This window comes from Sediminibacterium sp. TEGAF015, assembly GCF_025997995.1.
Classification (GTDB): Bacteria; Bacteroidota; Bacteroidia; order Chitinophagales; family Chitinophagaceae; genus Sediminibacterium.
In genome coordinates this window covers 1,522,160-1,541,018 of sequence record NZ_AP026683.1, presented here as the reverse complement: position 1 = coordinate 1,541,018, position 18,859 = coordinate 1,522,160, and the positions used below count along the sequence as shown (strand labels likewise).

Sequence of the window (18,859 nt, the reverse complement as noted above, 5' to 3'; positions counted from 1 at the left end):
ACAAAGCAAGTTAAACCAATAAGAAACAAAAACGGAAGTGGCGGTTGCCTGAACAAATAAAAATCCGTTAAAATCTATTAACGAATTAAAACAGCAGTCCCTTTTTTATAAATCGTTTTTCCTGAAAAATCTTTTGCTTCAGCTTGAAAAACATACGTACCAGCGGGTTGCGGCTCACCATTAAAAGTTCCATCCCAACCTGCACCCAATGCGGCTGTTTTAAAAAGCAATTGTCCCCAGCGATTGAACACTGCAAAATAGTTGAGCTGTGTAATGCCAACTGGTATGGGTTTCAGTACATCGTTTCTTCCGTCTGCATTGGGAGTAAAGGCAGAGGGAATATACAAGTCTGGCCCGTTTTTAAAGACCATCACTTTTATGGAATCTTCGCCAAAGCAAATGCTATTGCTGCCCCTAACCCTATACAGGATGGAATCAATCGGGTTGTCAAAAAGGGCAACAGGATTGGCTATTCCTGCATCCGATAATCCTATGGTTGGTGTCCATCGATAGTTTGATGCTCCTGTAGCATTCAATTGTAAAGGCTGGTTAATGCTAATGGCAGTATCCCTTCCCGCAAAAACAATCGGCTTAGGGATAACGGTAATTTGCACAGAGTCTGTAACCCATTTGTTGCAACCCAATGTATCACCAACAGTTAAGTAATAGGTTTTGCTACTGGCAGGCGTAACCAGCGGGGTTAAGGTATTTGCCTGCAACATATTTAAGGAGGGAGACCACCTGAAGCTGCTGCCCATTATCTGCGCATTCAACATCACTGCATTTCCAAAACAGATACTTGTATCTCTGCTAAGGTTTACAGTAGGATAAGGAATTGTTACAATTTGAATGCTGTCTTTGTCTTCGCATTTACCCAGATTCGCCTTAACAAAATATCGGGTGGTTCGTGTGGGTTGTAACCGCGGATTTTTCTGATCCGAAACAAATTGACCTGCCTCGTTGGTCCATCGATATTGCAGTGCCTGGCTGTTTACCTGCAACACAATGGAATCGTTCAAGCAAATGGTACTATCTGCGCCGGCACGCACACTAATAAAAGGTAAAACATTTACCGTGATGGTGTCTTTACTAATGCATCCGTTGTTGTTGATGCTTACTGTATATTGGGTAGTTACTTTGGGATACACAACTACATTGGCTGTATTGGTATTGCTGATATTTTGATTGGGTTCCCAACTGAAAATACCACTGCTATTAACACGTATTGGCAAGCTGTCAATACTACAGATTAACGTGTCTTTAAAGGGGACTTGCAACAGTGGTTTATCTGAAACTGCAAGGTTTCTGGTAAGGGTATCCAAACAACCTTTGGAATCTCCTACAATCAATTGAATATTTTTAACAGAAGTAGTAGGATATTGATATTGTGCATTCTTGTTTCTTGACGTATCTGACAGAAGGGTTTCATCCCCAAAATTCCATCGCCAGTAGTTGACTATGCCATATACAGAAGTGCTTATATCATTGAAGTAGTATGGATTTAAAAAACAACTCCCATTGATAGTCATGGCAGGTTTAAATCCCGGAAATACCCTCACTTCTACACTGTCAGTACCTATACAGCCTTTGGGACCAGTAACCGTTAAAGTTGCTTTGTATACGCCAGTGTCTTTGTACGTGTGTTTAACCGAACCAGATTGAGGATACGTATTATTAATTGAGTCCCCGAAATTCCAAACATAATTAGTGATGCTGGAGGAAGTGGATTCATTTTCGAACAGCACGGTAAAATTGTTGCATTGGATAATTTTATCGGGCAAATTGGCTTCAATAAAATCACAACCCTGAACGGCCATGATAAAATCCTTTCTGTGTTCATTGAAAGCTTTGCCATTACGCCATTCAGTAATACAGACATTAACCACATAATTTCCCGGAGCAGGAGCTATTCCACTGATTACGCCAGTGGATGGATCAATGCTGACTTTATCACCCAATGGCAGGTTGCCACTAAAGGGGCTTCTGTAAGGCAGCGGATCTTTTGAAAGGGTATTGGGGGGAGCAGCATTCTGATTGCCACCGGGAGAACTAAATGCTTCACAGAAACTATACGTTAAGGAATCCCCATCGGGATCGTTGGCTCCGAAATCAAGGGTGAATCTTTTTTGCGAGCAAATCAGGGCAGTGTCTTTTACATTGAACTGCGGACTGCTGTTCACTCCGCCAGATAAGGCAATTCTACCTGGGATTCTGGTTACATAATTACTGCCCACACTCACCGGTTGGGCCAGATTCGTAATAAAGTCTACTCTGCAACAACCCAGTCGAGACAAGGTATAACCAATGGGACTATTGGGCAGGGAAATAGTGGCAGAATACAGTGCCACCTGATAACAGGCGCCCACATTGCCCACCAGACAGGGGAAAGCCGCGGTATTCAGCGAAATGGTGGTAACATCCGTAGTTCTAGGCAAGGGTAAACTTCTAAATAAAATATCCCCTTCATAAATACCAACGGTTGCTTGTTCTGCTTCCAGCGTTGGGCCGCCGGAATTACATTCACGAAATAAGCGCAGCGTGATTACATAAATGCTATTGGCTGAATTGTTTGCATCAGGACTTATATAGTTGTAATAGAGTTCTCCTCCGGCAATATGCCTTGCTTGGCTTGTGTTGTAAAACAACAGCAATAAAAGCAGTAGCCGGAAAATTTTCATGTCAGATAAACAGTTGAATGAAACCGGATAAGTGCCGGTTCATTTCGCTGGGTGCTTCTAGCATGCCCATATGTCCAACACCCTCCATCACTTTAAGATACGATTTATTGGGTATTGTTGCTTGTTGCTCCAGATCTGTTAAAGGAGCAGCAATGTCTTCTGGTCCTGCTACAAACAAAACCGGCTGAGGCAGATAACGCAAAAGGTCTGACCTGTCGGGTCTTTGCATCATGGCATATGTATAGGCAATCAGTACCTGCGGATCAAATGCCTTAGTAGCTTCTACCAATTCCTGAACGGATGCAGGGTTTGATGAACGAAATGATTCTCCGAATAAATTCACCATGGTAGTTTTAAACAAGGCATATCCTCCATTTTGCCTAATGAATTCTATGCTTTTTAAACGTACCGATTTTTTTTCAGCGTTATCTGCAAAAGCTGTACTGTGCACCAGTCCAAGAGCTTTCAGGTGATTCGGATAATGGTTGGCAAAAGCCAGTGTAATATAACCCCCCATACTGTGCCCCATTACAACAGCGGGAGCAAGGTCTTCTGCATGTACAATTTCGTGAATGCATTCAGCTAGCTCATCTATGCTCAGTTCTGGTAACCATTCCGCAACACCCTTCGGGGTAAGTACAGATTGCCCTGAACCTGGTAAGTCAAGTATAATTAATTGGCATATTGCAGAAAGGGCATCTATCTGGTTATTCCAGATTCGGCTGTCTTCTCCATAACCATGTACTAAAAAAACGGGTTGTCCTTTTCCGATAATACGATACTGTAAAGTGTAATAAGGCGTATTAAGCTGTTTGTTTTCTACGGACATATTTACTACGTTTACGCAAAGATATCAGTAGTAGGAATACACTGCAGGCAACGGCAATTTTAAAAATATAGTCGCCATGCTGAACATAAAAACTGAGTTCATTACTAGTGTAAATGTTTTGCTGTAAAGCACCAGCCTGATCCCAACCCAATTGTTGCACAATGGTGCCGGTTGGATTAATAAAAGCAGATATGCCTGTGTTGGCTGCTCGTGCCACCCATCTTCTTGTTTCAATTGCCCTTAGTTTGGCATACTGCAAATGTTGTTTGTGTCCATCTGTATTTTCCCACCATCCATCATTGGTCATGATGGTTAAAAGATTGGCACCTCTTTTTACATAGTCTGAAACATATTCTCCGTATATACTTTCATAACAGATAATGGGAGCCGCATTTTGTTGATACAAAGGATGTCTGAACACAACAGGCGTATCCGAAACACCATAGCCGCCGGTAGATCCGCCGAACTGTTCAAATACCGGTGCCATAAAACGCAGAAAGGAAGGAAGGGATTCTACACCCGGAACCAATTTGCTTTTATTGTAAAAAACAGGTTGCTGAATAGCAACCATTGATTGACTATCTTTTTTTGTCTGCAATTGCACAGCTGCATTGAATGCATCATAATAAATGCCTTCTGCAGATTTACGTGCAGTGGCAGTTGCAGCAGTAGTGCCGTATCTTTTAAACGTTTCAATCCCCGATACCAACTGTAGATTGGGATATTGTTGCAAGAGCTGAAATACAGGCTGATAATAAGGATTTACCGGAATATTGTCTTGCCAGTCTACTGCACTCATGGCTGTTTCGGGCCAGACCAATAGGCTAGTGTTTGAATCGATTTTACTGCTGCTGATGCTTACTAATTTTTCAATCTGTTGCGCTGTAGTGAGTGATTCAAATTTCTGATAAGGATCAATATTGGGTTGAACAACAACAATGTTTTCTTTGGTGGTTTCCTTACCAGGATTCCATTGCGAGAGATAGTTCATCCACCCTACAAATGCCAGCAGCAGAAAAATAGAAGCACTGAATATACCCACTTGAATAAGCTTCCTTTTTTGCTGCGCCAAAAGAAACTGAAAAGACAGCATATTCATTACCCAAATGAGCAATGAACCACCGGCAACCCCAGTATAGGCATACCATTGAATTAGCGGAGCAATCGGACTCAATCCATTCCCCAGTGTTAACCAGGGCCAGCTGATACTCCAGTTTAAGTGTACCCATTCAAAACACAACCAAAAGGCAATCAGACCCAGTAATGATTGCCATTGATTCATTCGTTTTCTTAGGGTTATATATCCCCACCAGGGCAAACACATTAAACAGGTGTTGATGATAATTGCGGCTACTGCACCAAAGCCCGTTGAGTTCCACAACCACCAGGTGGTACCAATATTCCAGGTGAATAGCGTAATGGCAGGAAAACGCAAAAGCCCAAAAGTAGGAGGATACTGTTCAATTACCCATAACAAGGGAATCCATGCAAAAAACAAAGCAATGGTATAAGACCAGTCTGGCCAACCCAACGTGAGCATGAGGCCGGAAAGCATACTTAACCCAATTGCTGAAAAAGCATTTCCCTGCTTCATGTGAGACTGGATTTATTTTCTGCTGTAATTCGGTGCTTCTTTGGTAATGTCTACATCGTGTGCATGGCTTTCTTTCATGCCTGCATTGGTAATTTTTACGAAAGTGGCTTTTTGCAAAGCAGGAATATCTTTGGCTCCGCAATATCCCATGCCCGAACGCAGACCGCCTACATACTGATAAATAATTTCACTTAAATTTCCTTTGTAAGCCACACGGCCTTCAATGCCTTCCGGTACATATTTCTTAATATCGGCTTCCACGTCCTGAAAATATCTGTCTCCACTTCCCTGACTCATGGCACCTAAGCTTCCCATCCCGCGGTATTCTTTGAATTTTCTTCCTTCATAGATGATGGTTTCACCAGGGCTTTCTTCAACTCCTGCAAATACACTGCCCATCATGACCATATTGGCACCAGCTGCTAAAGCTTTAACCATATCTCCCGTGTAACGGATACCACCATCTGCAATAACCGGAATTCCCTTCGCCTTTAAGGCTTTGGTGGCTTCCATAATAGCAGTTAATTGTGGTACGCCTGCACCGGCAACAATACGAGTGGTACAGATAGAGCCAGGTCCAATCCCAACTTTTACACAATCTGCTCCTGCTTCAGCCAGCGCTTTGGCACCAGCACCTGTTCCTACATTTCCTGCAATGATTGGTAACTTTTTAAAGTTTTTGCGCAATGCTTTAAGTGCTTCAATTACACCCTTGCTATGCCCGTGTGCAGAATCCAAGGTAACAATGTCTACGCCTACTTGTTGCAAAGCAGCAGCGCGGTCCATTAAATCTTTGGTAATGCCCAAAGCCGCACCCACTCTCAGTCTTCCGAGATTGTCCTTTACAGCGTTAGGGAAATTTCTGATTTGTAAAATATCTCTGTAGGTAATTAACCCAATTAATTTTCCTTGTTTGTTTACTACGGGAAGTTTCTCAATCTTGTACTGGCGAAGAATATGTTCTGCTTTCTTCATGTCTGTTCCTTCCGGAGCAGTAACCAAATTTTCCTTGGTCATTACTTCTTTTACCTTTTTCTTGTTGTCGGTTTCGAAGCGTAAATCCCTGTTGGTTAAAATACCCACCAGCTTTCCGGCATTGTCTACCACAGGAATACCACCAATTTTATTTTCTCTCATCAATTTCAGCGCATCACCAATGGTTGCATCTACTAATAAGGTAATTGGGTCAATGATCATACCGCTTTCACTGCGCTTTACTTTTCTCACTTGTTCCGCCTGCTTTTCAATGCTCATGTTTTTATGCAGAATACCCAGGCCTCCTTCTCTGGCTAAGGCAATGGCCAGGTTGGCTTCTGTAACCGTATCCATGGCTGCAGATAAAATGGGTACATTCAGGATAATGTCTTTTGTTAAATGGGTGCTGATGTTTACTTCACGGGGAAGAATATCACTGTAAGCGGGCATCAGAAGAACGTCATCGAAGGTTAATCCTTCACCAAAAAGACGGGAAGCAGAATTGCTTTTGCGGGATTGATTGAGATTTGTTGCCATAGGCAAAGATAGCAGATGCCTGAAGTTTCTTCCAAAATTATTTCTGTTACCTTCGTGGCAATTCGCTCAAACAACCAAAGCAATTTGCCTCATCGTTCAATGGAATCCAATACTATCAAACCGGAACATCGCTATTTTACTTTTCAATTTGGATTGCTTTGTGTCAGCAATTTTTTGTTTTCTGCCAGTTTTAATATGATGATACCTGAGTTGCCAGGCTATTTAACTAGGATAGGCGGAGCAGAATACAAGGGGCTGATTATTGCTTTATTTACCCTGATGGCAGGCATTTCTAGACCTTTCAGCGGAAAATTAACGGATACCATTGGCCGGGTTCCGGTAATGGTTTTTGGCTCACTGGTATGTGTGGTTTGTAGTTTATTATATCCGGTGCTTACCTCGGTTGCCGGCTTTTTACTGTTGCGTTTTGTACATGGATTTTCAACAGGATTCAAGCCTACTGCAACAGCAGCATACGGAGCTGATGTGGTACATGAATCCAGAAGGGGAGAAGCCATGGGTGCATTGGCCATAGGGTATACCATTGGGGCTTCTGCAGGCCCTATGCTAGGCAGTTATCTCGTAAACAATTTTGGATACAATCCCATGTTTTATGTATCCGCATTGCTGGCACTGGGATCTGTTTTTATTTTATACAATGTAAAAGAAACCTTGCCCACGGCAAGAAAATTCAAGTGGAGTGATTTGCAAATTCAGCGCGGCGATATATTTGATGCATCTGCTTTACGACCTGCAATGATAACTTTGTTGCTTTGTTTTTCTATTGGAACCATCCTGACCATTGCTCCTGATTTCAGTGAACACCTAGGTCTCCACAACAAGGGCACTTTCTTTGCCTTTTTCACGGTAGCTTCCTTGTTCATCCGTTTTGTTGCAGGGAAAATTTCTGATCAGTACGGGAGAGTGCCGGTGCTGATAGGATCGAGTGCTGCACTGGTGGTTGCTATGGCTATTTTATCACTTGCAGGATCAGTGCCGGTTATGTTAGCAGGGTCCGTTTTGTACGGGCTAAGCTGGGGTATCAACAGTCCTGTAATTACCGCATGGACTGTTGATTTATGTGAACCTGAAAATAGGGGCAAAGCCATTGCCTCTATGTACATTGCTCTGGAAGTAGGTATTGGAACCGGAGCCTTATTTTCCAGCTGGATTTATCACAACGATGCTAGTTATTTTGTGTGGGCATTTGCTACTCCTGCAATACTCTCTTTAATAGCCTGTTTATTATTGGTTAAATGGAATAATAAGCGGGCATCAGTGTAAGCTGATTGCCAGGCAATACCTGAATAATCTGTTTCATTTCCAGTTCAAAAATCAATCCGGTAAATGTTCCAATATCCAATTGCATACAAGCAAATAATTCCTCCTGAGAAAACAATTCCTTTCTCTTCAAAATAGCAATACAGTTTTTTTCTGTTTCACTCAAAGCTGCTGTAGTAGGAATCCAATTCAATTGTTGCAGCAGTTCATCCGGATTCGTATAAATAGATGCCCTGTTTTCCTGAATCAATTTAATACAACCCCTGCTTCGCTGATCGGTAATTCTTCCAGGTACGGCAATCACTTCCCGATGGTATTGGGAGGCAAAATCCGCAGTAATCATACTGCCACCTTTTAATGCAGTTTCAATTACAATCGTAGCGTCTGCTATTCCTGCGACCACCCGGTTTCTTTTAGGAAAATTGTATTTCTCCGGAATGGTTTTACAATGAAACTCTGTAAGCAATCCCCCTTGCAGCAACATGGTTTTGGCCAGGTTTTTATTGGGTGGGGGATAGATTTCATCCAATCCGTGTGCCAGCACCCCAATGGTTTGTAGCCCGTTTTCCAAAGCCAGCTGATGCGCAATCGTGTCGATACCCATGGCAAGACCGCTTACAATCAAAACTTCTTTGGGTAGGGCTTTCATAAGAGATTCAATAATATGATAACCATACGCAGTGGGCATTCTGGTACCTACAATACTGATGATTCTGGCAGCATTTGCATTGGCAGTTCCTTTGTAATACAAGAGTGTTGGTGCATCGGGACAATCTTTTAATTTCTGCGGATAATCCGGGTCAGTAATAAACAAAGGGGTAATCCGATGCTGCTGAATAAACTGCAACATTTCTGTTGCTTTTTCATTGGGTTGATACGCTTTAATTTCCCTTGCCATTTTTTCTCCAACACCTCTCACTGCACAGAGATCAGTAACGGATGCGCTGAAAATATGCTCAACCGTCGCAAATGCTTCCAGTAATAACTTCCGGGTAACAGGCCCAAGAGAAGGAATAAGGGTGAACGCTATTTTATTGCACAAAGAGTCATCCATAATCGCTTTTGCGAAAACTAAAACTTGCGCAGAAAAAAGGTTAGGTATTTCTACTTTATAGTCCGGTTATTTCAACGGAAGTTCTTCTGTTTTTAGCCCTTCCTTCCGGAGTATCGTTGCCTGCAATGGGTTTGCTGCTACCATAGCCTTTGTGCGTGAGTCTTTGAGCTGCAATTCCTTTAGACTGTATATAATGCACAATGGCCAATGCCCTGTTTTTTGAAAGTGAAATATTGTCTTGCTCTTTGCCTGTATTATCGGTGTGCCCACTTATTTCAACTTGTAAGGAGGGATTCTCATTCAGCAGGTTCACCAATTTATCTAATTCAATAGGTGCTGTTTCAGGTAAAGCAAAAGCATTGGTAGCAAATTCAATATTCTTAAAAGTAAACACCGCATGCAATTGAATGGGCTCCAGTGCAATGTTCTGAACATAAACGCTATCTGCTTCTTTGTTGGCTAGTGAATATTGAGCACTATAAGGTAGATATCCTTTTCTATTAACAGATAAGGTATAGTCTTTGCCAACAGGCAGGGTTACAAAATAACCACCTGTTTCATCCGTCTGAATTTTCATTAGCACCACCCGCTCTTTGTTTTCGATCAACTCAACCAGCGAAGGCAATTTTTTGCCAGTGATTTTATCTGATACAATTCCTTTCAAGTAAAGGGTTCGGATGGGTCTGATTTTTTCTTTTAAAGGGAAGCGATACAAATCCAATTCTCCTCTGCTATCAAAACGATCGCTGGAATAATAGGCGGTCAGTCCGTCTGCAGAAACAGCCATGCTCCCTTCGTTCTCTATGGTATTAATAGGATAGCCCAGGTTCTCCGGAATGCCCCATTCTCCGTCTTTATTTTTTCTTGTAACAAATAAATCAGCACCTCCATAACCGGGCAATCCATCAGAGGTAAAATACAAAGTTTGATTGTCTGCATGAATAAAGGGTGCCTGATCGTCTCCTGCAGAATTAATATATGGTCCCATATTTTTTGCAGGAGCCCACTTGCCATTGGGTAGTCTTTCGCTGTAATAAAGATCTCTACCACCGTAGCCTCCAGGCCTTGTACTGCTGAAATATAAAATTCTTTTATCGGGGCTTAAGCTGGGTGCACTCTCCCAGAATTCTGTGTTTATGGCAGGTCCCAGGTTTTCGGGCTCACTCCATCCATCCGGCGTATAATAGGAAATGTATAAATCAAAATGATCGTATCCTCTCTCTGTGAATCTTCCAGTAAACAACATCCATTCTCCATCTTGTGAAACAGTGATGGCTCCCTTCTGCGCTTCTTCATTGATACTGCCTCCAATGGGAACCGATTTTGAAAACTGCTTTCCTAAGATGGTGCTCGAGTAAAAATCTTCGCGCATGAATTTTCCTCTTCGGGTAAACACCAGTAAACTGTCGGTAACAGTAACCGATGGATAATATTCAGAAGAAGTAGAGTTGACACTGTCTCCTAAATTTTCTGGCATGAATGTATAGCCTGAATCAGTTGCGTGTTGGTTTGCATAATCGATAGCAAACAGGTATGTTTTTTTTCTATAGGCTGCACTTCGGATGCTTCTATCGTTCAGTTTGGGATTTTGCAGAAATTGATTCACTGCTTTTAATGCCGCATCAAATTGCCCGTCACCGGCAAGGTTGATAGAGTAGGGAAGCAGATAAGGCTGAAAGTATACAGTATCAATGGCTCTGCCCAATTCGTAAAATTGCAGAGAGCGTTTGTATTGTTTCAATTCGCCGAATACGCCAGCCAGTGATAGATACGCATCCGCAAAATTTTTGTCTGCCTGAATGCTTTCCAGTAAAACAGGAACGGCATCTTTTAATGCGTCTTCTTTCAATAAGCCAATGGCTTTATCGTACAAGGCCATAGCTTTTTTATTCACCTTATCCGGGTTATAAGATTGTGCTGCAACAACATAACTGCCGGCAGATAATAATAGAAAGCAAAACCATTTTTTCATCGGGAACAAGTTCGTGAAAAATCAGGAGTTACTTTGTTAATTTCATTTTCATTGCTGTTAAAATTTTCAGCATCCATCATATGGCATATCCTATTGCCGAAATAAAAAACCCGGCACTGGGCCGGGTTAGGAATTGGATTTTATCAACCTTGCTTTAGAAAGTTTTGGTACCGTTAGGCTGGAAAGTATAACGGAAAGTATAATAACGTTGAGTGCTTAGTTTAACCGCATCAGGAGCAGTAGTGGCAGGCGTAACACCTCCTTTGTAGTAATTCAGAATTTCAACTTTGGCATATTTACCGCTAGCCGTTCTGATTACCAATACTCTTCCAGGGATTGGGTTTACCAACTGATTGATTCCATCATAAGCGTACCAAGCTCTGTTACTTCCGGTTGGAATAGCAAAAGCGGTAGGAGCATTGTCAATTCTGAAGGAAGAATCTGCAGGGATGGTTTTTAAGTCATCAAATAGACCCACGAAAACAAACGCACCTGCTCCACCAGGACCACTGTTTCCGCTGTTGGTAGCAATGGTAGTTCCTTTGAAAGCTAAATCCCATTTGTTGCTGGCACTATCAGAAGCAGGAACAATTTTGTTTGATTCCAAACTAAAGAAAGTAAAGCGACCTGCCCCATAAGGAAATCCACCTGTTGGAGGAGCACCGGGTGTAATACCGATAATGGTATCAGCAGGTAAATCTTTAACAGTTACAGTAGAAACTACATTAGTTGTTCCTCCATTGTTCTCTTTAGAACACGCTACAAATACAATTGCCATGCCTAACACTAAAATCATCTTTTTCATCTTGCTCATTATTTAGGGTTTTTATTAAAAAATTGATAAGACATTGTGATATAAAAAGTTCTACCGGGTAAATTGGGAAGATTAATTACGTCGGTATAGTTGAGTACATTATCTGTGCCTGCCTGTACGCTAAGCCCTTTGTTAAAATTGTATCCGGCAGATGCATTGATTTGTAAATAGCCTTTTGCAAATGCATCATTGGAATTAAATAAACCATTTCCGTCTGTATCTGTAGTAGTCCATCTGCTTCTGTACATCACGCGGGTATTGGCAAAGAAGGTATTCTTATTATAGCTTATTTTGAAGTTGGCCATATGCTTGCTTCTGTTGGGTAATCCCACATATTCACTTCTGCTCATTCTTCTGCTGAAACCATTCTGGTCTCTGGTAAAAACTTTTCCGGCATTAATGGCATCAATCTCTGCCTGGTCTCCTGTAAGTAAGAACTGATACCCTGCTGTTAAATAAATATGCTTGCTGGCTTTGTATTGAACATCCGTTTCTATTCCTTGTGTAAAAGCATTCTTTACATTCAGGTAACTGAAAATTTGTGCACCTCCGATTCTGTAGGCAACCAGTCTGCTATCAATTAAGTTTTCAATATTGTTTCTGAAAAGGTTTGCATTCACAGACCATTTTTCATCCTGAAAATGTAAACTCAAATTAAATCCAGTAGAAAATTCAGGCTTTAAAGTGCTTAAGCCATAATAAGCAGGTTCAAGGCTACTGATCAGTCCTAGTCTGTTGAGCTCATTAATTATTTTCTGTGCTTCAACGGAGCCGAAAACACTATAGCTACCGGCAGCAGTATTGGTAAAGTTCAAATACAATTGTCTGAAGTCGGGTGCTTTAAAACCCCTGCCTACACTGGTTTTAACCGAAAACTTTGAATTGAGTTTGTATTGTAAGGCAAGCTTCGGACTAAATGCTGCAGCAAACAATTCATTGTGGTCGTAACGGGCACCTCCAATCAGCGTTAATTGGTTGTTGGCTTTCCATTCTGTTTGCATATAGGCATATCCTATTCGATTGGTTTTAACATTGCTGCTATTATCGTAGCGAGTACTTCTAGCAGTTTCATGTATATATCCGCCACCCAAATTCATTTCCAAACGGTCATTAAATTGAATGTCGGTCTGGTTTTCAATTCTGCCGAAACTTTGTCTGAATTCATCAATATAAGGTGCACCATTGTCGGTAACCAGGTCCTGAATACCTTTAAAATAAGTACCATAAGCACGTGTGGTATTTTTTACTTTTTCATTGAACTTATGGGACAGTTGAACAGTTGCATTCAGGTCATTGTTTTTTTCGTAGCCAACAGAGTTAATGGAATTACCATTGTTGGTAACAGTAATATTGTTTTGAATGGTTTCATTATTCAATCTGAAAGAAACACTCACTTGCGTGCGGTCACTGATTCGATAACCCAACTGATGTTGCTGGGTAATTCTTTCAATGGGAGCAATACTTCTTTCTCTACTGTTCGGGCGAATACTGAATCCATCCGTTCTGTAAAAGTTTCCAAATCCCTGGTAATTGATGCGATTGCTTCTTACACTTCCTTTTAAACCAACATCAGCGGTATTGTAAGTGCCATATCTGGCAGTCAATCCCAGCGTATTGATTTTGGATTTGTCTGTAATAATATTGATAACACCAGCCATGGCTTCGCTGCCATACAAACTAGAAGAAGGCCCTCTCACAATTTCAATCTGTTTAATATTGCCTACTGCAATTCTTTTTAAATCGAGCACACCACTCAGTCTGCCTATCAGGGGCTCTCCATCTATCAGAATCAAGGTATAATCCGGATTCAATCCCTGCATGCTTACACCGGTACCGAATCCATTCGTCATGAATAATCCAGTTTGTTCTGCAAGAATATCTGATAAACGAAGAGAGCCAGCTTGTTGAATGGTTTTTTGAGAAATGATTTGAACAGGAACAGCAACGTTGGTTAGCTTTCTTTCTGTTTTGGTAGCGGTAAAAACAGTAATGGCATTCTCCCCCAATAAAGTATCTTTTTGTGGAGCAGCAATATTTTGTGCAGAAAGGGATTGTGTAAAAAATCCTGTTAAAAATCCAATACTAATAGAAACCCAAAACTGCTTCGTCATACGCACTTATTAAAGTGCAAATTTGCATTGGCTGTGCTGGTGATTTGTCACAGAACTGTAGAACGCTATTTAGCTAATTCTTTTTTACATTCAGCTGACAAATCAAATCTATAGCAACTATGGAATGTTCAAATACTTGTGCACCTGCAAACTTAAACGCCATTGCGGATTTTCTTTGATATACTCCAAAATCAAAGGCGTCATTTCACTAGCTTTATCCCATTCAGGTTGCAGGTACAACAAACAATTTGAAGGCACTTGTGCAGCGTAGGTTTCGGCCCACTTGAAATCATGTTTATTAAAAATAACCACTTTCAATTCATTGGCTTTTTCAATGACTTCAGTAAGGGGCGCTTTGAATTTTTTCGGAGATAAACAAATCCAATCCCAATGTCCACTTAATGGGGAGGAACCAGATGTTTCCATATTGGTTTCGAAGCCTTGTTTATGCAGGGCTTCTGTTAACAGATCTAGGTTGTGTAACAATGGCTCACCACCAGTTATCACAGCAAGTCTTCCAGGATACGCACTGGCTTTAGCCACAATTTCCTCAACAGCAATCACTGGATGTTTACTAGCATCCCAGCTTTCTTTTACGTCGCACCAAACACAGCCTACATCGCATCCGCCCAACCGAATAAAATAGGCAGCGCGACCCTGATGTGCACCCTCTCCCTGCAAAGTGTAGAAGGCTTCCATAACCGGCAGTTTTGATCCAACGGGTAATTGCATTATCCTCTGTTATTTAAGTAAGCCTGTAAAGTATTCTTTAATAATCCTGCAATAGTCATTAATCCCACGCCACCTGGTACAGGTGTGATAGCACTGGCTACTTCGGACACAGCAGTGTAGTTCACATCACCTTTGATTCTAAAACCCTTTTTAGCAGTTGCGTCTTCAACACGGGTAATACCCACATCTATAATTACTGCTCCGGGTTTTACCATATCAGGGGTAACAAATTCTGGTTTACCCAAAGCAGCCACCAATATATCTGCCTGTTGACAGATTTCTTTTAGGTTGGGTGTATGCGAATGGCAAAGGGTTACCGTACAATTGCCTTGCGGTATGTTGCTACTTAATAGTATGCTCATGGGTCTGCCCACAATATTACTGCGACCAATCACCACCGCATGTTTTCCTTTTGTAGGAATATTAAAATGTTCTAGCATTAATAATATACCATAAGGAGTGGCAGGAATAAAAGTAGGTAGGCCTTGCACCAAACGACCGATATTGCTGGGATGAAACCCATCCACGTCTTTACGGGGATCAATGGTTTCTATCACTTTTTCTTCACTAATATGCTTGGGTAGTGGCAATTGCACTAATATCCCGTCAATATTGGGGTCTTGGTTAAGGGATTGTATCGTATCTAATAGTACAGTTTCTGTGCAATCTTCTGGCAGGCGGATCAAAGTTGACTCAAATCCCGTCTCTTCACAGTTTTTTACTTTGCTGGCCACATAGGTCTCGCTGGCGCCATTGTTCCCCACCAATATAGCTGCCAAATGAGGGGCGGGTAGGCCTTTTTCACGTAATTCAGCGGTCTTTTTCTTCAGATTTTCTTTTACAGCTGCCGAAGCCAGCTTGCCATCTAGTACTAACATGGCGCAAAATTACCGATTTTAAGGAGGAACGGTCAAAAAAATGCAACGATGATTAAAATTCAGTTATATTAAGAAAAAGATAATTTTTATAGATGGTAGTGTTAGAAATTTTTCTATATTAGCAGTATTGTTAAAAATTTTAACAATTTTTCTAAATCTAAAATGTAACACATGAGAAAAAGTCTGACACTGTTGGCGGCTTCGTTGCTATTTAGCATAGCAACTTTCGCTCAAACAGTTCTTGTGCAGGGGCAGGTGGCCGATGATCGCGGTCCAGTGCCTAACGCAACCGTGCAGGAAAAAGGCACAAAAAACATCACTCGTGCCGATGAGCTGGGTAAATTCAGCTTTAAAGTGAAGCAGGGTGCAATTGTTGTGGTAACCGCAGTAGGGCACACGCCTTTTGAATTTGCAGCTACTACCGGATTCCAAAATGTTAAAATAGCTACTGTAGCCGGAGAGCTGGAAGAGGTATTTGTAACAAGCGCTTTCGGCGTTAAAAAGTCACAGAGAACAACTCCTTTTAGTTCTCAAGTAATTAACTCAGAGGCTTTGAACGTGATTCGTCAGCCAAACCTGAACAATGCATTGGCAGGTAAGGTAGCGGGTGTTCAGTTTAGAGGTCAGTCTTCCGCTAAGTTGAACGATCAGGGTTTCCTTCGTATCAGAGGTGGTGGATCATTGTCTGATCAGGGCGCTATCTACGTTGTAGACGGTACCATCACTAACTCTTTCGATATCAACCCAGATGACGTAGAAGATCTTACTGTACTAAAAGGTGCGAACGCTACTGCTTTGTTTGGTAGCCGTGCTGGTAACGGTGCTATTGTTGTAACTACTAAGAAAGGTAGAAAAGGCAAGGGTATTGGTGTAGAAGTAAATCAGTCTACTACATTTGATAAGGCTTCTTTCATGCCAAGATACCAGAATGATTATGGTGGAGGTGATGGTGGTTGGTTAACTTTTACCTACAACCCAACTATGCCTGCAGAATGGCAAGCGTTGAATGGTAAGCGTTACCGTGACTTTACTGATGATGCTTCTTGGGGTCCTAAAATTGATGGATCTGAGTATATTCCTTGGTATGCTTTCATCCCAGGTCATTCAAGATCTGGTAAGACTGCCAGCTTTACAGCGCAGCCTAACAACGCCAGAGATTTCTGGAATACCGGTGTTACAGCCAATACCAATGTAAGCTTCTCTCAAAATAATGGAGCAGGTCAAAGCTTAAGAGTGTCTTATACCAATCAGAATATTAAAGGTATGTTGCCTAATTCTAAGAGCTTAAGACATAACTTAAATGCGAACTTCTCAATGGATTTGGGTAGCATCTTTACAATTGGTGCTAACTTAACGTACACCAATCAGATTATCAGTGGTGATTTTTCTGACGGATATGCCAACAACTCATCTGGTAACTTTAGTCAGTGGTTCCACAGAGATTTGGACATTAATATCTTAAAAGAATTGTCTTCTATTAGAACTCCCATCGGAACCATTCCTTCTTGGAACTTCCGTAGAAACCCAGGTTCTTGGAGTGCAGCAGCACCTCAGAACAGTGTTTGGGCAGGTAACTACTGGTACAATCCTTTCACTTATTTTGAAAACATCGACTTAAAACAGCGTCGTGATCGTTTGTATGGTGACGTTAACTTAACCGTTAAGTTTTCTAAAAACTTGAAATTCAAGGGTAGCATCCGTAAGGATCAGTTCAATGGTAACGTGGAAAACATTATCCCTAATATTTTACAGTCTTCTGGTGGACAAACTGGTGTGTTGGCTTCTTATGGAACCAGCAATACCATCAACAACGAATGGAACTTTGAAGGTATTTTGTCTTACAATAATACATTCGGTGATTTCGTAGTTGCAGCGAACGTAGGTGCGAACCGTTTGAATATCCGTAACAGAGCGGTATCAATGAGTACCAACAACGGCTTAAACGTTCCTGGTTTATATGCTATCAGCAACTCTAAGACAACCCCTACTATTTCAAACACTCGTGCTGATCAGCAAGCGAATTCTTTGTTTGCATTCGGTGATGTGGAATATAGAAAGTTCTTGAGCTTAACTTGGGCAGTACGTAACGACTGGTTCTCTACCTTACCTAGCAGCAACAATTCCTTGTTGTCTCCTTCAGTAGGTGGTGCTTTCGTTTTCTCTGAGTTCACAAAGAATGCTTTGCCTTGGTTAAACTTTGGTAAAGTGTTTGGATCTTGGGGTAAGAAGCCTAAGGCTTTAAACCCTTATGCTTTGAACTTGAACTATTCTGTAAACCCATTATTATGGGGTAGCAATTTCTTAATGTCTACGCCTGATGGTTCTCCAGATGCAAGCCTTCGTGGTGCATTAACTACTACTTGGGAAGCTGGTTTAGATTTACGTTTTGCTAAGAACAAGGTTCGTATGAATCTTACTTACTATAACGAGAACAACAAGAACGAGCCTCTAGCGGTATCTGTTTCTGGTGTTTCTGGTTTTACTTCTCAAACAATCAATGCTGCATGGGTTAGCCGTTCAGGTCTTGAATTGGAATTGGGTGTAGACATCATGAAGAAGAAAAACTTCAACTGGACTGTAAATACAACTGCTGCTTACTTGTTAGACAACAAGGTTAAAGCATTGGCTCCAGGTTTAACCAGCTATACTTTAGCAGGTGGTTCATTCGGTACTCGATTTGCCCGTGCTTTCCACTTTGTGGGTCAGCAGTGGGGTATGTTAAGAGGTGGTGGTATCAAGCGTAATGCGGATGGCCAACCCTTGATTACTACCAACGGATTCAGCGGTGGTTTAGGCTGGTACCAAGCAGATGCAACCAAAGATTGGGGTTCTGTAGTTCCTAAGTTAACTGGAGGTTTACAAAACTTCTTCAGCTACAAGAATTTCAATGTTGGTTTAACATTTGACTATCAATTTGGCGGACGTTTCTTCTCTCTATCTGAGCAGTGGGGAACTTTCTCTGGATTGTTAGATAAAACAGGTGGTTTAAATGATAAGGGTAACCCAATCCGTGATGCAGTTTCTGCAGGCGGTGGTGTTCATGTAACCGGTGTAGATGCTAGAGATGGAAGAACTCCTGTAGACATCTATGTAGATGCTTACGATTATTTCCACCAGTTCTACTTCCAGCAAATTGCTGAGCCATTTGTACACAAATTGTCTTATGCAAAATTGCGTGAGTTTAGCTTAGGCTACTCTATCCCAACACAAAAACTAGGGAAGTTTGGTAAATCTATCCAAGGTGCTTCAGTTGCTTTAACTGCACGTAACTTGTTCTTTATCTTCAGAGACTCTAAGAACTTTGATCCTTCTGAAATCAGTGGTGTTCAAGGGGAAGATGGTCAGATGCCAGGTGCAAGAACCATTGGAGTTAACGTTAAGGTATCATTCTAAAACCCTAAAAC

Annotated in this window: 12 protein-coding genes; 2 read left to right on the top strand and 10 right to left on the bottom strand. The window is 41.5% G+C overall.

Annotated elements, in window-relative coordinates; genetic code table 11:
- Positions 1-77: 77 nt before the first annotated feature.
- The 4 genes from TEGAF0_RS07030 to guaB are packed head-to-tail and all read right to left on the bottom strand — an operon-like array spanning position 78 to position 6,613.
- Positions 78-2,678: a PKD domain-containing protein gene (locus tag TEGAF0_RS07030; protein WP_264897262.1), complete on the bottom strand. Its 2,601-nt coding sequence runs from the start codon at positions 2,676-2,678 to the stop codon at positions 78-80.
- A gap of 1 nt (position 2,679) precedes the next feature.
- A complete protein-coding gene (locus TEGAF0_RS07025) occupies positions 2,680-3,507 on the bottom strand; it encodes an alpha/beta fold hydrolase (RefSeq protein ID WP_264897260.1) in 828 nt (275 codons plus the stop codon).
- Positions 3,482-5,101, bottom strand: a complete 1,620-nt coding sequence (gene lnt / locus TEGAF0_RS07020) for an apolipoprotein N-acyltransferase (protein WP_264897258.1) — start codon at positions 5,099-5,101, stop codon at positions 3,482-3,484. Before lnt ends, TEGAF0_RS07025 begins: the two co-directional genes overlap by 26 nt.
- A 12-nt stretch (positions 5,102-5,113) precedes the next feature.
- On the bottom strand, positions 5,114-6,613 hold the full coding sequence (guaB, locus tag TEGAF0_RS07015) for an IMP dehydrogenase (protein ID WP_264897256.1): 1,500 nt from the start codon (positions 6,611-6,613) through the stop codon (positions 5,114-5,116).
- Between the two features lie 15 nt (positions 6,614-6,628).
- On the opposite strand from guaB, the gene TEGAF0_RS07010 reads away from it, so the two are divergent.
- Positions 6,629-7,897 carry an MFS transporter gene (locus TEGAF0_RS07010; protein WP_264897254.1) on the top strand — a complete coding sequence of 423 codons (1,269 nt, stop codon included), beginning with the start codon at positions 6,629-6,631 and terminating at the stop codon, positions 7,895-7,897.
- Here the strand turns inward: TEGAF0_RS07010 and dprA are convergent.
- The 6 genes from dprA to TEGAF0_RS06980 form a co-directional block, all read right to left on the bottom strand.
- A complete protein-coding gene (dprA, locus tag TEGAF0_RS07005) occupies positions 7,866-8,948 on the bottom strand; it encodes a DNA-processing protein DprA (RefSeq protein ID WP_264897253.1) in 1,083 nt (360 codons plus the stop codon). The two genes, TEGAF0_RS07010 and dprA, sit on opposite strands and share 32 nt — an antisense overlap.
- A gap of 55 nt (positions 8,949-9,003) precedes the next feature.
- Positions 9,004-10,920, bottom strand: coding sequence for an OmpA family protein (locus TEGAF0_RS07000; protein WP_264897252.1), 1,917 nt, complete (start codon positions 10,918-10,920; stop codon positions 9,004-9,006).
- Positions 10,921-11,074: 154 nt separating this feature from the next.
- Positions 11,075-11,734, bottom strand: coding sequence for an HmuY family protein (locus tag TEGAF0_RS06995; protein ID WP_264897250.1), 660 nt, complete (start codon positions 11,732-11,734; stop codon positions 11,075-11,077).
- Entirely contained in the window at positions 11,734-13,845 is a 2,112-nt protein-coding gene (locus TEGAF0_RS06990) for a TonB-dependent receptor plug domain-containing protein (RefSeq protein ID WP_264901218.1), read from the bottom strand. Before TEGAF0_RS06990 ends, TEGAF0_RS06995 begins: the two co-directional genes overlap by 1 nt.
- 117 nt (positions 13,846-13,962) lie before the next feature.
- Entirely contained in the window at positions 13,963-14,577 is a 615-nt protein-coding gene (locus TEGAF0_RS06985; RefSeq protein ID WP_264901216.1) for a 7-carboxy-7-deazaguanine synthase QueE, read from the bottom strand.
- Positions 14,577-15,455, bottom strand: a complete 879-nt coding sequence (locus tag TEGAF0_RS06980; protein ID WP_264901215.1) for a bifunctional 5,10-methylenetetrahydrofolate dehydrogenase/5,10-methenyltetrahydrofolate cyclohydrolase — start codon at positions 15,453-15,455, stop codon at positions 14,577-14,579. The genes TEGAF0_RS06985 and TEGAF0_RS06980 overlap by 1 nt, the downstream gene beginning before the upstream one ends.
- 171 nt (positions 15,456-15,626) lie before the next feature.
- On the opposite strand from TEGAF0_RS06980, the gene TEGAF0_RS06975 reads away from it, so the two are divergent.
- The gene (locus TEGAF0_RS06975; protein ID WP_264901213.1) at positions 15,627-18,848 is read left to right on the top strand and encodes a SusC/RagA family TonB-linked outer membrane protein; all 3,222 of its coding nucleotides are present in this window, start codon (positions 15,627-15,629) and stop codon (positions 18,846-18,848) included.
- Positions 18,849-18,859 lie beyond the last annotated feature (11 nt).

Excerpts from the sequence above, each read along its gene's own strand:
- TEGAF0_RS07030 (WP_264897262.1), bottom strand. The coding sequence starts at position 2,678 with ATGAAAATTTTCCGGCTACTGCTTTTATTGCTGTTGTTTTACAACACA.
- TEGAF0_RS07025 (WP_264897260.1), bottom strand. The coding sequence starts at position 3,507 with ATGTCCGTAGAAAACAAACAGCTTAATACGCCTTATTACACTTTACAG.
- lnt (WP_264897258.1), bottom strand. The coding sequence starts at position 5,101 with ATGAAGCAGGGAAATGCTTTTTCAGCAATTGGGTTAAGTATGCTTTCC.
- guaB (WP_264897256.1), bottom strand. The coding sequence starts at position 6,613 with ATGGCAACAAATCTCAATCAATCCCGCAAAAGCAATTCTGCTTCCCGT.
- TEGAF0_RS07010 (WP_264897254.1), top strand. The coding sequence starts at position 6,629 with ATGCCTGAAGTTTCTTCCAAAATTATTTCTGTTACCTTCGTGGCAATT.
- dprA (WP_264897253.1), bottom strand. The coding sequence starts at position 8,948 with ATGGATGACTCTTTGTGCAATAAAATAGCGTTCACCCTTATTCCTTCT.
- TEGAF0_RS07000 (WP_264897252.1), bottom strand. The coding sequence starts at position 10,920 with ATGAAAAAATGGTTTTGCTTTCTATTATTATCTGCCGGCAGTTATGTT.
- TEGAF0_RS06995 (WP_264897250.1), bottom strand. The coding sequence starts at position 11,734 with ATGAGCAAGATGAAAAAGATGATTTTAGTGTTAGGCATGGCAATTGTA.
- TEGAF0_RS06990 (WP_264901218.1), bottom strand. The coding sequence starts at position 13,845 with ATGACGAAGCAGTTTTGGGTTTCTATTAGTATTGGATTTTTAACAGGA.
- TEGAF0_RS06985 (WP_264901216.1), bottom strand. The coding sequence starts at position 14,577 with ATGCAATTACCCGTTGGATCAAAACTGCCGGTTATGGAAGCCTTCTAC.
- TEGAF0_RS06980 (WP_264901215.1), bottom strand. The coding sequence starts at position 15,455 with ATGTTAGTACTAGATGGCAAGCTGGCTTCGGCAGCTGTAAAAGAAAAT.
- TEGAF0_RS06975 (WP_264901213.1), top strand. The coding sequence starts at position 15,627 with ATGAGAAAAAGTCTGACACTGTTGGCGGCTTCGTTGCTATTTAGCATA.